The sequence below is a fragment of the Orrella dioscoreae genome, from assembly GCF_900089455.2.
GTDB classification, from domain to species: domain Bacteria; phylum Pseudomonadota; class Gammaproteobacteria; order Burkholderiales; family Burkholderiaceae_B; genus Orrella; species Orrella dioscoreae.
This window is the reverse complement of the sequence record NZ_LT907988.1, coordinates 4,790,071-4,805,425: the sequence shown is the minus strand read 5'-3', so window position 1 is coordinate 4,805,425 and position 15,355 is coordinate 4,790,071. Positions and strand designations below refer to the sequence as shown.

Here is a 15,355-nt window from a genome sequence, read left to right as displayed (position 1 = left end):
TTTATGGGCATGTCTCAGTCGCCCCGTCCCAGCATTTTCTTCGCGATCACCACCACGCCGACGATGATCCCGCCGGCCACGACCCCCACTCCGGCTTCCAGCAGGATGCCGACGGCGCCTTGCACCAGGCCGCTAGTCCCGACCGCCGCAACCACCGCTTCAACGGCATGAGCAATGACGGGCACGCCGTGCACCAGGATCGCGCCACCCACCATGAACATCGCGGCCGTGCCCACGATGGACAGCGTCTTCATCAGATAAGGCGCTGCGGCGACGATGCCGCGGCCCAGACGCTGGCTGAATGCCGAGCCGCGCTGGCTCAGGGCAATGCCCCAGTCGTCCAGCCGGACGATGCCGGCCACCAGGGCGTAGACGCCCACCGTTACCAGCAGCGCAATGCTGGAGAGCACCAGCGCCTGCGTCAGCAGGCTTGCGCCGGCGACGGCGCCCAAGGCGATGGCGATGATTTCCGCCGACAGGATGAAGTCTGTTCTGATCGCGCCCTTGATCTTGGTCTTCTCGAAGGCAACGATATCCACGTCGGGGTCCTGCAAGGCCTTCACGCGCGCGGCGTGGTCACTGTCCTTGGCGTGCAGGAACCTGTGCATGACCTTCTCGAAGCCTTCATAGCAAAGAAAGGCGCCGCCCAGCATCAACAGCGGTGTCACCAGCCACGGCGAAAAGGCGCTGATCAGCAGCGCGGCGGGCACCAGGATGGCCTTGTTGATGAGCGAGCCCTTGGCCACCGCCCAGACGACGGGCAGTTCGCGGTTGACCGGAACGCCGGTGACCTGCTGCGCGTTCAGGGCCAGGTCATCGCCCAATACACCCGCCGATTTCTTGAGCGCGACCTTGCTCATGGCCGCCACGTCGTCCAGCAGCAACGCAATGTCGTCGAAGAGCGCAAAGAAACTGCTGCCTGCCATGGTGAACTCTTTCAATGCTTCGGAGGTTCGCAGTGTAGCGAGTGCCTGTAACGCGATTGTGAGGATGTATGACGCGGGCCATTTTTACCCATGCCCGCAGGACACGGTCTGGCGGCCGGGTTCTCCTATCGGTTCTCAGCGCGGCTCGCCGGGCGGGCATGGTCCCGGGCACGACGCCGGATGCACGCATCCGGCGAAAGCTCCATAATCGGGGATCCTGGTCCACCGGTGCCGCCCATGCCAGATACGTCCTGTTCCCTCGCGCCCCTGCGGGCCTTCGTCATGGACATGGCCGCGCTGCTCGCACGCCAGCCGGACGAACCCGCGCTGCTGCGCGAAGGCGGCCACCTGCTGGGCCGCCTGGTGGCCCGTGACGACTGGCTGCCCGACGCCTGTGCGCAGCCTCACCCCGAGCGCTACACCCAGTACCTGCTGCATGCCGATTCCGCCGAGCGCTTCTCGGTGGTGAGCTTCGTATGGGGCCCCGGCCAGCACACGCCCGTGCATGACCACACCGTGTGGGGGCTCATCGGCATGCTGCGCGGCGGGGAATATTCCCAGCCCTACCGCCTCGACGGCGCCGGGCAACTGGCCGAAGACGGGCCGGCGGTGCTGCTCGCGCCCGGCCAGGTCGAACCCGTCTCGCCCCGCGTGGGCGACATCCATCAGGTGCGCAACGCCCACGAAGACAAGGTGTCCATCAGCATCCATGTCTATGGCGCCAACATCGGCGCGGTGCGCCGATCGGTCTATGCGCCCGATGGCACCCGCAAGCCTTTCATCTCCGGCTATTCCAACGAGACCCTGCCCAACATCTGGGACCTTTCCAAAGCGTCGTGACACCCTTATGAGCCAAACTGCCGCCAAGCTGTCCACCCTGTCCTTCCAGGACGTCCGCCAAGCCTTGCTGCAAGGCGAGGAAATCGCATTGATCGACGTGCGCGAGGAAGACCCCTTTGCGCAGGAGCACCCCTTGTGGGCGGCGAATTTTCCGCTGTCGCGGCTGGAGTTGGACGCGTGGCCCCGCATCCCGCGCCGCGACACGCGCATCGTGGTGTATGGCCATGACGATGTCACGGGCGACCTTGCGCCGCGTGCGGTGCGGACCCTGCATGCGATGGGCTACACCGACGTGCACGCGCTGGCGGGCGGCCTGCAAGGGTGGCGCGACGCGGGCGGAGAGCTCTTTCGCGACGTGAACGTGCCCAGCAAGTCCTTCGGCGAACTGGTCGAGGCCGAGCGCCACACGCCGTCGTTCAGCGCGCAGGAAGTGAAGGCCATGATCGATGCGCGCGCGGACGTGGTGGTGGTGGATGCGCGCCGCTACGACGAATACCACACCATGAGCATCCCCAGCGCGACCAGCGTGCCGGGCGCGGAGCTGGTGCTGCGCATCCGCGAACTGGCGCCGGACCCGGCCACGCAGGTCATCGTGAACTGCGCGGGCCGCACGCGCAGCATCATCGGCACGCAATCGCTGGTGAACGCGGGCATTCCCAATCCGGTGGCGGCCTTGCGCAACGGCACCATCGGCTGGACGCTGGCGGGCCAGGCGCTGGATCACGGCGCCACGCGCCAGCATCCCGAGGTCAGCGTGGGCACGCATGCCGTGGCGCGGGCGGATGCGCGCCGCGTGGCGGATCGCGCAGGCGTGCGGCGGGTGCGCTGGGACGACCTGGCGTCGCTGGATGTGCCCGGGCGCACCGTCTATCGCCTGGATGTGCGCACGCCCGAGGAATACGAGATCGGCCACCTGGCGGGCTTTGCCAGTGCGCCGGGCGGCCAGCTGGTGCAGGAAACGGACCATATCGCGCCGGTGCGCGGCGCGCGCCTGGTGCTGGTCGATGACGATGGCGTGCGCGCCAACATGAGCGCCTCGTGGCTGGCGCAGATGGGTTGGGAAACGTACGTGGTGGACGATGTCCCCGCCACCGCCGAACTCGAGGTCGGCCCCTGGCTGCGCGCGCATCCCGAGGTGCCGCGCGTCGAGACCGTCACCGCCGAGCAACTGCAACGCTGGCAGCAGGAAGGGGACACCGTGTTGCTGGACGTCACGACCAGCGCCAACTACGTCAAGGCGCATATTCCCGGCGCCGGCTTCGCGGTGCGCGCGCAACTACCCGCCGTGCTGGGGGCGACGCCCCAGGCACGCCGCTACGTCTTCACCTGCGGTTCGAGCCTGCTGGCGCGCTTCGCCGCCCACGATGCGCAAGCGCTGACCGATGCGCCCGTCTTCGTGCTGGAAGGCGGCACGGCGGCGTGGCTGGCGGCGGGCCTGCCCACGCGGCAGGGCGAGGAATGGCTGGCCTCGCCGCGTATCGACCGCTATCGCCGGCCCTATGAAGGCACCGATGCGCCGCGCGAGGCCATGCAGGGCTACCTGGACTGGGAGTTCGGGCTCGTCGCCCAATTGGGCCGCGACGGCACGCACGGTTTCCGGGTCCTCTGAGGCCGCGCGCCGCGCGCCACCAGTCCTGGGCGCCGGCGCTCCAGCCCCCGGCGCCAGCCGACTTTCGCGGCCCGTGCAGGACGGGCGTCGCCACGGATCCGCTATTCGATGGTGACGCTTGCCGTCTTGACGACCTGATTCCACTTCTTCAGGTCCTGTTGGATCTGGGTGGAGAATGTCGCCGGCTTGCCATCCAGGGCGGTCAAGCCCAGCCCGTCGAAAGTCTGCCGTACCCGTGCTTGCGATAGCGCCTGCTGCAGCGCCGCGCTCAGCCGGCCGGCCACGGGTTCGGGCGTGCCGGACGGAACCACCACGCCGAACCAGGATGTGGCGATGAAGCCCGGCAGGCCGGCTTCCGCCGCGGTGGGCACGTCGGGCAGCGCCGCGCTGCGCGTGGTGCTGCTCAGTGCCAGCGGCCGCAAGGTGCCTGCGCGGATATGCGGCGCCTGCACGGCGGCGGTGTCCACGGCGACCTGCACGTGGCCGCCCAGCACTGCCTGGATGGCGGGGGCGCTGCCGGCAAACGGCACATGCAGCAGCTTCGTGTCGCTGACCGTGCCCAGCAGCTCGCCGGCCAGGTGGCAGACGGTTCCGGTCCCGCAGGAGGAGTAGCTGACGACCTCGCCCTGCCGCCCCGCGCGCGCGACGAGCGATGCAAGGTCCTGGTCGGGCGCACTGGCGGCCACGGACACGATATACGGCACTTCCGCGACGAGTCCGATGGGCGTGAAGCTGCGCACCGGGTCGAAGGGCAGGTCGCTGCGCAAGGCGGGCAGGATGGTGAGCTGCCCGGTCGTGGCCAGCGAGAGCGTGTAGCCGTCCGGGGCGGCGCGTGAAGCGGCTTCCGCCGCGATGGCGGTGCCCGCACCGGGGCGATTTTCCGCCACGACGGGTTGGCCCAATTGCGCACCCAGTTCGGTGGCGATGGTGCGGCCGATCGTGTCGGCGGCGCCACCGGGCGGGAAGGGAATGATGAGCTTGAGTGGGCGCTGGGGCCAGGCGCCGTGGTCCTGCGCCGCCGCAGGCATGCCGGCGAAGAGGGTGAGAATCGAGGCGCCCAGGGCCAGGCGGTGCAAGAGGCGATTCTGCAAGAGGCGATTCGTTTTCATCATGCCACCTTGCGTCCTTGCGCGTTGCCGCGAGCCTTCACGCCCTCGCGCAAGCGCGGTATCAGTTCGCGGCCGTAGTCCGTCACGTCTTCCAGCGGATCGAAGCCGCGGATGAGGAAGGTGCTGACGCCAAGGTCGTAGTAGGCGAGCAAGGCGTCGGCCACCTGCTCGGGCGTGCCTACCAGTGCGGTGGAATTCGATCGCGCACCTGTCAGTTTCGCGATTTCCGTCCACAGGCGGTCGTCCACGCGCGAGCCCTTGTCGGCAGCCGCCAGCAGGCGTCGCGCGCCTTCGCTCTGTTGCGGCCCTTCCGAGACGAGTCCCGCTTTTTCGCGCAGCGCGCGCGCCCGGGACAGGATGCTGTCGGCCCGCGCCCAGGCCTTTTCCTCGGTATCGGCCAGGATGGGGCGGAACGATATCGAGAAGCGCACCCGGCGCTGATGGCGCGCCGCCTCGGCCTGTACGCGCGTGGTCAGTTCGCGCACCTGCTCGCGCGACTCACCCCACAACGCATAGATATCGGCGTGCTTGCCAGCCACCGGCAGCGCGGCTTCCGATGCGCCGCCGAAGAAGATGGGCACGTGCGGCTGTTGAGCGGGCTTGACTTCGGAATAGGCGCCCTCGAAACGGTAATAGCGGCCATCGTGGTCGAAAGGCTTGTCGGCGGTCCACAGGCGGCGCAGCAGGCCCAGGTATTCGTCGGTGCGTGCATAGCGCTCATCGTGGTCCAGGTAATCCCCGTCGCGCCGCTGTTCTGTGTCCGATCCCCCCGAGATGAAGTGCACGCCCAGCCGTCCCCCTGTGAACTGGTCCAGGGTGGCGATCTCGCGCGCGGCAAGCGTCGGTGCCACGAAACCGGGGCGGTGGGCCAGCATGAAGTGGATGCGCTCGGTCACCGTGGCGGCATACGAGATGGTGAGCGGCGCCGACGGGCCGGTGGAATGGTGAGGCACGAGAATGCGGTCGAAGCCCGCGGCCTCGTGCGCTTGCGCGAAAGCCCGCACGTAGTCGCGGTCGACGACGGGGCCCTGCTTGGGGTGGATCTCGGACTGATGCTGGCTCTGGATCATGCCGATGATGTCTAGGGTCATGGAAACGCCTTTGCGGTCTGGCTGGAATGAAGACGCGCCGGCCCTCCGCCTCGCGTCATTGATTGAATAATCGTAGGTGATGGTTATGCATGAATTAAATAATTAATCCTGCGCTGCATATGCGAAATGCATCGTTATGGCGAGGCGGATGGAGGGCTAACCTAGGGCGCTTTCCCCATGCCCTGCTGCCCGCCTGCCCGCCATGTCCCTGTCTTCTCCCGCTGACCCTCCTCATGCCTGCGATCGGGCGATCGTTGCGGGTCGCATTGCGGCACATGCCTTGGGGCCCCGCCTTGCGGCCGGCGCCGACGCGCTGGACCGAGAGGGCGCCTTTCCCCATGACAATTTCCCCCTGCTGCACGAGGCGGGACTGATCGCCTACGCGGCGCCCGCGCCGCACGGCAAGGGCGCCGGCCTGGCGGCCTGCCGCGCTGTGATCCAGGCCGTGGCGCAGGCCGAACCCGCCACGGCGCTGGTGCTCGTCATGACTTACCTGCAACATCGTCAGTTGTCTTGCCCGGGTAGCCGATGGCCGCGCGACGTGCAGGATCGCGTGCTGGTATCGGCGGCCCGCGACGGCGCGCTCATCAATGCCTTGCGCGTGGAACCCGAGCTGGGCACGCCCGCGCGCGGCGGGTTGCCCGCGACGGTGGCCCGCCGCGACCGCCAGGGCTGGCGGCTCTCCGGCCACAAGCTTTACGCCACGGGCATACCGGCCTTGCGCTGGCTGGCCGTCTGGGCTCGCACCGACGAGGCGCAGCCGCGCACGGGTGTTTTTCTGCTGGAGCGACGGGCGGGGCAGGCGGGCTTGCGTGTGGTGGAGAGTTGGAACCACCTGGGCTTGCGCGCCTCGGGTAGCCACGAGGTGATCTTCGATGACGTGTTGCTGCCGTTCGAGCATGCGGTGGATCTGCGTGTGCCAGAGGACTGGGCGCCGGAACGGGCCAGCAGCGCTGACCGTGAGGGCCACGCCATCCAGCAGGCCTGGATGAGCGTGTTGCTGGGTACCTTGTATGACGCCGTGGCCAGGGCCGGGCGGGATTGGCTGCTGGGTTTCCTGGCCGGGCGGTCTCCGGCCAATCTGGGCAGGCCGTTGAGCACCCTGCCGCGGGTGCAGGAGCAGGTGGGCGAGATCGAGGCCTTGCTCGCGGCGAACGCGGCCATGCTGGACCTGGCGGCACTGCGCGTGGACGCGGGCGAGCCGCCCTCCGCGGCCGACAGCGGCCTGCTGAAGTTCAACGTGACGTCACGGGCGATCGAGGCAGTGGAGCGTGCGTTGCGTCTTTCCGGCAACCCGGGGCTGAGCCGGGGAAATCCCTTGGAGCGCCACTATCGCGACGTGCTGTGCGGGCGGGTGCATACGCCGCAGGACGACACGATCCTGGCCGCCGCCGGGCAGGCGGCGTTCGTGGCGCATCAGGCGGCCAGGCCCGGCGCATGAGCATCCAGGTGTTCGAAGATGTCCGCGACGCAGGCGCCGAAGCGCGCCACCGGGTCCTGGCGCCGGCCCAGCGCCGGTCCATGGGCCAGCCACAGGTCGATGGACAGCTTGAAGTCCTTCACCGGCACCACGGCCAGCGCGTCGCGGTAGGCGCTGTGGGCCAGCAGGGGCAGGGGAACCAGGCCCAGCCCCTGGCCTTGCGCAACGCTCTGCAACTGCAGGTCGCGGCCATAGGTGTCCAGCTTCACGTGGAAAGGCAGGTTCTGCGCGGCGAGCGCGCGCTTCAGGCTGGCGCGGAAACCGCAGCCATCGGGGTTCAGCGCCCAGCCGTGGGCGCTGCAGTCCGCCAGCGTGTATTGCTTGCGGGTCCAGTCCGCGCGGCGCCCCACCACGACGAGCCGGGTCGAGCCCAGGCGGCGGCCCTCCAGCGATTTGGGGATCTGCATGCCGCGCGCCAGGAAGACGATGGCGGCATCGAGTTCCTCCCGTTCGACGCGTTCGAGCAGCGCGCGCCCGCTCAGGCCCGTGGCAACCTGGGGCGACAACCCTTCCCACGTGCTGCGCAGGTCTTGCAGCACGTCGAGCAGGGCTACTTCGCCGATGCCCTGCGTCAGGCCCAGTCGCAAGCCGCCGGAAGGCGGCAGGTCGGCAGCGACCAGTTCGCGCAGCGTGTCGATCTCCTGAAGGACGGCGCGGCATTGTTCTCGCACGCGCAGGCCGATTTCGGTGGGTTTGGGCGGCTTGGTGTTCCGATCCAGGAGTTCCACGCCGAGGACTTCCTCGAGGCTCTGGATACGGCGGGTGATGGCGGGTTGGGTGAGGCCGAGCTCTTGCGCGGCCTGGCTGAGGGAGTGGCAGCGCACCACCGCTACGAAAGCCTCGATGTCGTCTATTTTCATGCGTGAAAAGAATGATTTTCTTCTGAAAATTTCCAAAATAATCATATCCCAAACGACAGGCGCTGCCCATGCCCGACATCGAACCGCTACGTTCCGCCGCGCCGCTGCGCGAATTCGTCAAGGACCTGGCCGGGCTGCTTGCCCGCAAGCCGGAAGAAGCCGCCATCCTGCGGGACGGCGGGGCGTTGCTGGGGCGGCTGGTGGCGCGTGACGACTGGTTGCCCGAGTCGTGTGCGCAGCCTCATCCTCAGCGCTACAGCCAGTACCTGCTGCATGCCGATTCGGCGCAGCGTTTCTCCGTCGTCAGCTTCGTCTGGGGGCCGGGCCAGCGCACGCCCGTGCATGACCATACGGTGTGGGGGCTCATCGGCATGTTGCGTGGCGCCGAGTACTCCCAACCCTTTCACCGGGCGCCCGACGGTACGCTGGCGCAGGCGGGGCCGGCGGTGCGCCTGTCGCCAGGCCAGGTCGAGGCGGTATCGCCGCGCGTGGGCGACATCCATCAGGTTCGCAATGCCTACGAGGACAGGGTGTCCATTAGCATCCACGTCTATGGCGCGAACATTGGCGCGGTGCGCCGCGCGGTGTATGAGGCCGACGGTACGCGCAAGCCGTTCATCTCCGGTTATTCCAACGACTTCCTGCCCAATATCTGGGACCTTTCCAAGACATCGTGACCCCATGAGCCAAGCTGCCGATTCCCTGCCCGCCCTGTCCTGCCAGGATGTCCGTCAAGCCTTGCTGCAAGGCACGGAGATCGCGTTGATCGATGTGCGAGAGGAAGACCCCTACGCCCAGGCGCACCCGTTGTGGGCGGCAAACTTTCCCTTGTCGCGTCTGGAACTGGAGGCATGGTCGCGCATCCCCCGGCGCGACACCCTGATCGTGGTCTACGGTCATGACGACGTCAGCGGCGATCTTGCACCGCGCGCGGCAGCTGTCTTGAAAGCGCTGGGCTACGAGAACGTGCATGTGCTTGCAGACGGCCTTCAAGGCTGGATCGACGCCGGCGGGGAGGTCTTTCGGGATGTGAACGTGCCCAGCAAGGCTTTCGGTGAGCTGGTCGAGGCCGAGCGTCACACGCCTTCGCTTGGCGCCGAGGAGGTCAAGGCGCTGATCGACGGGAAGTCGGATCTGGTGGTGGTGGATGCGCGCCGCTATGACGAATACCACACGATGAGCATCCCCGGCGCGACCAGCGTGCCCGGCGCGGAGCTCGTGTTGCGCGTTCGCGAACTGGCGCCGGACCCCGCCACGCGCGTCATCGTGAACTGCGCGGGACGTACGCGCAGCATCATCGGCACGCAGTCGCTGGTGAACGCGGGCATCCCGAATCCGGTCTGCGCGTTGCGCAACGGCACCATCGGTTGGACATTGGCCGGGCAGGCGCTGGACCGTGGCGCGACCCGCCGCCACCCCGAGCCCAGTGACGCCACGCGCGTGCAGGCGCGCGCCGATGCGCGGCGCGTGGCCGACAAGGCGGGGGTGCGGCGCGTCGACTGGTCGTCGCTGGCCACGCTGGAGGCGCCGGACCGCAACGTGTATTGGCTGGATGTGCGTACCCCGGAAGAATACGAGGCCGGCCATCTGCCGGGCTTCGCCAGTGCCCCGGGCGGGCAATTGGTGCAGGAGACCGATCATGTCTTGCCGGTGCGCGGCGCGCGCGTGGTGTTGGCCGATGACGATGGCGTGCGCGCCAACATGAGCGCGTCGTGGCTGGCGCAGATGGGCTGGGAGGTCCATGTGCTCGATGCCGTGCCCGAGGATGCACCCCGCCAGGGCGGGCCCTGGCGCCGCCCCTCCCTCCCGCCGCCCGAGGCCGACACCATCGATGCCGGGCAGCTTGCCGCGTGGCTGGAAGAAGGGGGCACCGCGGTGCTGGATTTCACCACCAGCGCCAATTATGTGAAAGGACATATCCCCGGCGCGGGCTTTGCATTGCGTGCACAGCTGGCCGCCGCGCTCGCGGCTTCGCCTGCCGTGCATCGCTACGTCTTCACCTGCGGTTCGAGCCTGCTGGCGCGCTTTGCCGCGCGCGACGCCCGGGCCCTGACCGATGTGCCGGTGTTCGTGCTGGAAGGCGGCACTGCTGCCTGGGTCGCGGCGGGCCATGCCTTGCGGCAGGGCGAGGCGTGGCTGGCCTCGCCGCGCACGGACCGCTACCGTCGTCCCTACGAGGGGACGGACGCGCCGCGCGAGGCGATGCAGGGCTACCTGGACTGGGAGTTCGGCCTGGTCGAACAGTTGCGCCGCGACGGCACGCATGGCTTTCGCGTGATGTGACCTGCCTGTGGCTGGCCTTGGCCAGGCTTGCATGCTCAACGTCGTGACGGCGGCATGGCGATGCCCGCTGGCGGCACGAAGGCCGTCACCGGCGGCAAGGGCCCGTCCCAGCGGGTGATCTCGACCGAGGTGCTTTGCGCGGCGCAGCCCTGGCTCAAGCGAGAGGCGCCGATGTCCTGCGTCACGACGTTCGGATTGCCGTGCTTGTCCAAGCCACGCGCGGTGCCAGGTGTCAGCGGGTCGTACCAGGCGCCGGTGGCGATCTGGACGACGCCCTGGCGGATGCCTGCACTCAGGCGTGCCGCCGCCAGGAAAGCGCCTTGCCCGTTGTGCACGCGCACGATGTCGCCATCGGCGATGCCGCGCGGCCGGGCGTCCTCCGGATTCATGGTGAGCGGCTCGCGTTCCTGGATCTTCGAGGCGCGGCTGAGCGCGCCTTGGTCGTACTGGCTGTGCAGGCGGGTGGCAGGCTGGTTGGACAACAGGTGCAGGGGATAGGGCGTCCCGGGCGGGTCGAACCAGGCCGGATGGCCCGGGCAATCGTCGTAGCCGAAGCTGGCGATGCGCATCGAATACAGCTCGATGCGTCCGGAAGGGGTGGGCAGCGGGGAGGCCGCCGGGTCGCGGCGGAAGTCCTCCAGCAGCACCATCGGGCGCGCGGGCAAGGGCACTTCGAACCGCCCGGCCTGCCAGAATGCGTCGAAGGCGGGCAGCGCGATGCCATGCGACTGCGCGCGCGCCCGGGAGGCGTCGTACAGCAGGCGCAGCCACGTGCCCGCATCGCGGCCCTCCGTGTATACCTCCTCGCAATCCAGGCGTCGCGCCAGCGCCGACAGGATGGCGTAGTCATCCCGCGCCTCGGCAATGGGCGGGATCGCGGCCTTCATGGCGATCAGGTAGCGATCCGAGGCGCTGCTGCCGATGTCGTCGCGTTCCAGGAAGGTCGTCGCCGGCAGCACGATGTCCGCGTGGCGAGCCTGGGCGGTCCAGTACTGCTCGTGGACGATGATGGTCTCGGGGCGATGCCATGCCCGCGCCAGTCGGTACAGGTCCTGATGATGGTGAAAGGCGTTGCCGCCCGCCCAATAGATCAGGCGGATGTCGGGATAGCGCAAGGCCTGGCCGTTGTAGTCATAGGCCTGGCCGGGCCGCAGCAGCATGTCGGCCACGCGCGCGACGGGAATGAAGTCCTGGACCGGGTTGTGTCCTTGCGGCAGGCGCGGACCGGAGAACGGCGCGCGTCCGCTGCCTGTGTTGTTCATGCAGCCGTAGCCCAGTCCGAAGCCGCCGCCGGGCAGGCCGACCTGGCCCAGCAAGGCGGCCACGGCCACCGTCATCCAGAATGGCTGCTCGCCGCGCCAGGCGCGCTGCAGGGAATAGGCGGTGTTGATCAGGGTGCGGCGCGAGGCCATTTCCCGCGCGAGCGCGGCGATGTCGTGCGCGGCCAGCCCGGTGCGGGACGCGGCCCAGGCGGGCGTTTTGGGCTGGCCATCGCCGTGGCCCAGCACGTAGTCGCGCAGCGTCGTCCAGCCGGTGGTGTGGCTGGCGAGGAAGGTCTCGTCCGCCAGCCCTTCGTGGAACAGCACATGGGCGATCGCAAGCAGGAAGGCCGTGTCGCTGCCGGGACGGATGGGCAGCCATTGCACCTGCGCGACACCCTGCAGGTCGTCGCGCACGGGGCTGACGTTGATGAAACGCACGCCGCGTTCGGACAGCCGGCGCAGGGCGGTGGGCAGCAGGTGGTCGCTGGCGCCGCCCGGGCTGACCTGCGCATTCTTGAGCGGCAGGCCGCCCAGGCAGACGAACAGTTCGCAATGCTCTGCCAGCACGTCCCAGGATGTGTGCTCGCGCAGCAGCGTGTCCATGTCGGCCACGATGTGCGGCATCAGCACGCGGCCGGCACCCAGGCTGTAGCTGTCGCGGCTGGCGACGTAGCCGCCGAAGGCATTCAGGAAGCGGTGCAGCTGTCCTTGCGCGTGGTGGAAGCGTCCCGCGCTCGACCAGCCGTAGCTGCCGCCAAAGATGGCGCCATTGCCATGCGCGCTGCGCACGCGCGCCAGCTCACCCGCGGCGAGATCGAGCGCCTCGTCCCAGGGCACTTCCACATAGGCGTCCCGGCCCCGCAAGGCCGCGCTGGCGCGGCGGGTGCGAGGGTCCAGGAAGCCCGCTCGCACGGCGGGCCTGCGCACGCGGGTGGGGCCATCGATGGCGCCGGGCACGGAGTCGCCGATGGGGGAGGGCGAGGCGTCCCAGGGCGCGGGCGCCAGCGCGACGACCCGGCCGTCCTCGACCCGGGGCAGGTAGACGCCCCAGTGCGTGGCGGTGAAATGACTGCCCATGCCGCCGCCAAGCCGCGTCAGACGCGCACCAGGTGATCGCGCACCTTGATGGCCTGGGTCAGGATCTTGCGCTCGGACAGCCAGTCCGCGGCGAATTGGAACTTGTCCAGGAAGGCGGCATCGTCCACCTCGTGGAAGTCCCACTGCTGGCGGTAGTCCACCAGCTTGTCGCGCACAGTATCGGCATAGCCGCCCTCCTTTTGCGCCAGTGTCTGCGCGGCCAGGGTGTTGCCGTTGATCCACGCGGCATCCTGGGCATAGGCATCGATGACTGCGCGCACGAGCGCCGGGTTGTCCTGGGCGAACTGACGCGTGGTGAGGAGCGAGCTGAAGTCGATCAGGAAGCTCAGGTCCCGTCCTTCCAGGAAGATGTCGCGCGCCTGGGTGGCCTCGCGGGCGATGTCGACCTGCGGCGACCACATCGACCATGCGTCCACCTTGCCTTGCGTGAAGGCGGGCGCCGCGTCGGGCGGGTTCAGGTAGACGAAGCGCACCTTGTCGCGCGCGATGCCGTGCTTCTCCAGGGCCGCCACCAGCAGGAACTCTCCCAGGCCTGAACGATTGACCGCCACGGATTTGCCGACCAGGTCCTCGATCCGGTGGATGCCCGCGTCGGGTTTCACGATGATGGCCGTGCTGCGCGGTTCATAGGTGGCGAATTGCGTGAAGACGAGCGGCGACCCCGCGATGATGGCGGCCAGTGCGGGCGTGGAGCTGCCCCAGAAACCGAAATCGGCGCTGCCGCCGGTGACCGCTTGCAACGACGGGGCGTGGTTGGGGAAGGGGCCCACCCATTGCACCTTGATGCCCTGCGCGGCCAGGGTCTTTTCGAATTCGCCGCGCTGCTTGGCGATGAGCGGCAGGCCGCCACGCCCGTAGCCGACACGCACGGTGTCGGTCTTGCGGCCCGGTCGTTTCTGCTGCGCGAGCAGGGGCCAGGCGGGCGCTGCCAGCGCCGCCGAGGCGGCGCCTTTGAGCAGGGTGCGCCGCAAGCGGTTGGGGTCCAGGGGGTGTGCAGCCATGTCGCGGGTATCTCCAGGGTGAACGAGGCCCGCCGCGCAGGCGCGCGGCAAGCAGGAAGAGCGGTCGGGGGGCTCAGGCCGCCTGGGGGGCGGGGGCTTGTACGCCCAGTTCGGCCAGCAGGGCATCGCGCAGCGCCACGGCGTCGGGATGGCTCCGGCGCAGGTTGGCCTGCGGCGATATCGTGTACGAGGCAGCGATCATCCCGTCGCGCATGATGAGCGCCCGGCTGGCCAGCGCGATGGCCTCGTCCACGTCGTGCGTGACGAGCAGCACGCCGGGCTGGTGGCGCGCGACCAGCTGCCGGATGAGTCCATGCATCTTGATGCGGGTCAGCGCGTCCAGCGCCGCGAACGGTTCGTCCAACAGCAGCAGTTGCGGTTCGCGCACCAGCGCGCGGGCCAGCGCCACGCGTTGCGCCTGGCCACCCGACAGATTGCGCGGCCAGTCCTCGAGCCGCTCTCCCAGGCCGACCTCGGCAAGCGCGGCTTGCGCGCGGCTTCGTCCCTCTGCGTCCGCCAGGCCCAGCGAGACGTTGCGCCACAGGCTGTCCCATGGCAGCAGGCGGTGCTCCTGGAATACCACTGCGGGCTGGCGCGGGCCGGCGATGCGTCCGCCGTCCACCGGGTCCAGGCCCGCCAGCGCGCGCAGCAGCGTGGTCTTGCCGCAGCCGCTTTCACCCAGCAGCGCGACGAACTCGCCGCGGTCGATATCCAGGTCCAGGTGCTGGATGACTGCGCGCTCGCCGTAGCGCCGAACCAGTCCCCGTACCTGGACCGCGCGGTCCGCGCGTTGCGTGCCTGCGTGTGTCTGTCCCATGCTCAGCTCCTGCGGGCGTAGTTGGCGTGCCACGACAGGAGACGCCGTTCCAGTTGGCGGGCAATGGCGTCGGCCAGCACGCCGATGAGGGCGTAGATCAAGATGGCCAGCACGATGATGTCGGTGCGCAGGAACTCCCGCGCGTCCATGGCCAGAAAGCCGATGCCGGAGGTGGTGGCGACGGTCTCGGCCACCACCAGCGCCAGCCAGGCGGTGGCGATCGCGTAGCGCACGCCTGTCAGGATCGAGGGCAGCGCGCCGGGCAGGATGATGCGGCGGATGAGCTGGCCGGTGCCAAGCCCGATGACGCGGCCCAGTTCCACCAGCTTGGGATCGACCTGCCGGATACCCAGCACGGTGTTGATGTAGATGGGGAACGCCACGCCCAGCGCCACCAGGAAGATCTTGCCTCCTTCGTCCACGCCGAACCAGACGATCACCAGCGGCAGCAGCGCGAGGAAGGGAATGGCGCGGACCATCTGGATGCTGCGGTCAAGGAAGGCTTCGGCCAGGCGGGAGAAGCCCACCGCGGTGCCCAGCGAGAACCCGATGGCGCCGCCGATGGCGAAGCCCACGAAGGCCCGCAACAGGCTGACCCCCAGGTCTGTCAGCAGCCGGCCTTCACGGATCAGCGCCAACGCGGAGTCGAGCACGCGGCTGGGGGCCGGCAGGACTTGTGGAGACAGAAACCCCGCGCGGGCCAGCCCTTCCCACACCAGCAGCAACAGGCAAGGGACGGCCCAGGAGATCAGGGCCAGCGCGCGCTCACCGAGGTTGGGTGGCGACAGGCGCCGCCGTGCAATGGGCGCTGGTGCCGTAACGGTGGCGGGCGGCGCGTCGCCGCGCAGGGCGCCTGGCAGGCTGGACATGGGGGACTCCGTCATGCGACGGCTGGTCCCACGACGGGCGCCAGCACGGGGTTCGAATCATTTTTTGCATGATAGATTCAAAAAATAATGCGCAAAATAAATAATTCGAA

Annotated in this window: 13 protein-coding genes; 5 read left to right on the top strand and 8 right to left on the bottom strand. The window is 68.8% G+C overall.

Annotated elements, in window-relative coordinates:
* Positions 1 to 14: 14 nt before the first annotated feature.
* Complete coding sequence (locus ODI_RS21990) at positions 15 to 926, bottom strand: DUF808 domain-containing protein (RefSeq protein WP_067757928.1); 912 nt, start codon at positions 924 to 926, stop codon at positions 15 to 17.
* Positions 927 to 1,163: 237 nt separating this feature from the next.
* On the opposite strand from ODI_RS21990, the gene ODI_RS21985 reads away from it, so the two are divergent.
* Positions 1,164 to 1,766, top strand: coding sequence for a cysteine dioxygenase family protein (locus tag ODI_RS21985; RefSeq protein ID WP_067758389.1), 603 nt, complete (start codon positions 1,164 to 1,166; stop codon positions 1,764 to 1,766).
* 7 nt (positions 1,767 to 1,773) lie between these two features.
* Entirely contained in the window at positions 1,774 to 3,375 is a 1,602-nt protein-coding gene (locus tag ODI_RS21980) for a rhodanese-related sulfurtransferase (RefSeq protein ID WP_067757925.1), read from the top strand.
* Between the two features lie 101 nt (positions 3,376 to 3,476).
* Here ODI_RS21980 and ODI_RS21975 read toward each other — a convergent pair whose 3' ends face one another.
* Together ODI_RS21975 and ODI_RS21970 are read right to left on the bottom strand one after the other, a co-directional pair.
* Positions 3,477 to 4,466 (bottom strand): Bug family tripartite tricarboxylate transporter substrate binding protein, encoded by a 990-nt coding sequence (locus tag ODI_RS21975; RefSeq protein ID WP_197707127.1) that lies wholly within the window; start codon positions 4,464 to 4,466, stop codon positions 3,477 to 3,479.
* A 17-nt stretch (positions 4,467 to 4,483) separates the two neighbouring features.
* A complete protein-coding gene (locus tag ODI_RS21970; protein ID WP_067757922.1) occupies positions 4,484 to 5,575 on the bottom strand; it encodes an LLM class flavin-dependent oxidoreductase in 1,092 nt (363 codons plus the stop codon).
* Positions 5,576 to 5,777: 202 nt separating this feature from the next.
* Between ODI_RS21970 and ODI_RS21965 the strand changes: the two genes are divergently transcribed.
* Positions 5,778 to 7,016 carry an acyl-CoA dehydrogenase family protein gene (locus tag ODI_RS21965; protein WP_067757919.1) on the top strand — a complete coding sequence of 413 codons (1,239 nt, stop codon included), beginning with the start codon at positions 5,778 to 5,780 and terminating at the stop codon, positions 7,014 to 7,016.
* Here ODI_RS21965 and ODI_RS21960 read toward each other — a convergent pair.
* Positions 6,992 to 7,915: a LysR family transcriptional regulator gene (locus tag ODI_RS21960; protein WP_067757917.1), complete on the bottom strand. Its 924-nt coding sequence runs from the start codon at positions 7,913 to 7,915 to the stop codon at positions 6,992 to 6,994. The genes ODI_RS21965 and ODI_RS21960 overlap by 25 nt on opposite strands.
* Before the next feature lie 68 nt (positions 7,916 to 7,983).
* On the opposite strand from ODI_RS21960, the gene ODI_RS21955 reads away from it, so the two are divergent.
* On the top strand, positions 7,984 to 8,592 hold the full coding sequence (locus ODI_RS21955; RefSeq protein WP_067757914.1) for a cysteine dioxygenase family protein: 609 nt from the start codon (positions 7,984 to 7,986) through the stop codon (positions 8,590 to 8,592).
* Between the two features lie 4 nt (positions 8,593 to 8,596).
* The gene (locus tag ODI_RS21950) at positions 8,597 to 10,198 is read left to right on the top strand and encodes a rhodanese-related sulfurtransferase (RefSeq protein WP_067757911.1); all 1,602 of its coding nucleotides are present in this window, start codon (positions 8,597 to 8,599) and stop codon (positions 10,196 to 10,198) included.
* Positions 10,199 to 10,233: 35 nt separating this feature from the next.
* Here the strand turns inward: ODI_RS21950 and ODI_RS21945 are convergent, their stop codons facing one another.
* From ODI_RS21945 to ODI_RS21930, 4 genes are all read right to left on the bottom strand, one after another.
* Positions 10,234 to 12,537 (bottom strand): molybdopterin-dependent oxidoreductase, encoded by a 2,304-nt coding sequence (locus ODI_RS21945; RefSeq protein WP_067757908.1) that lies wholly within the window; start codon positions 12,535 to 12,537, stop codon positions 10,234 to 10,236.
* A 17-nt stretch (positions 12,538 to 12,554) separates the two neighbouring features.
* Positions 12,555 to 13,559 (bottom strand): NrtA/SsuA/CpmA family ABC transporter substrate-binding protein, encoded by a 1,005-nt coding sequence (locus tag ODI_RS21940; protein WP_067757905.1) that lies wholly within the window; start codon positions 13,557 to 13,559, stop codon positions 12,555 to 12,557.
* Positions 13,560 to 13,632: 73 nt separating this feature from the next.
* A complete protein-coding gene (locus ODI_RS21935; protein ID WP_067757902.1) occupies positions 13,633 to 14,376 on the bottom strand; it encodes an ABC transporter ATP-binding protein in 744 nt (247 codons plus the stop codon).
* Positions 14,377 to 14,378: 2 nt separating this feature from the next.
* Positions 14,379 to 15,245 (bottom strand): ABC transporter permease subunit, encoded by an 867-nt coding sequence (locus tag ODI_RS21930; RefSeq protein ID WP_067757899.1) that lies wholly within the window; start codon positions 15,243 to 15,245, stop codon positions 14,379 to 14,381.
* Positions 15,246 to 15,355 lie beyond the last annotated feature (110 nt).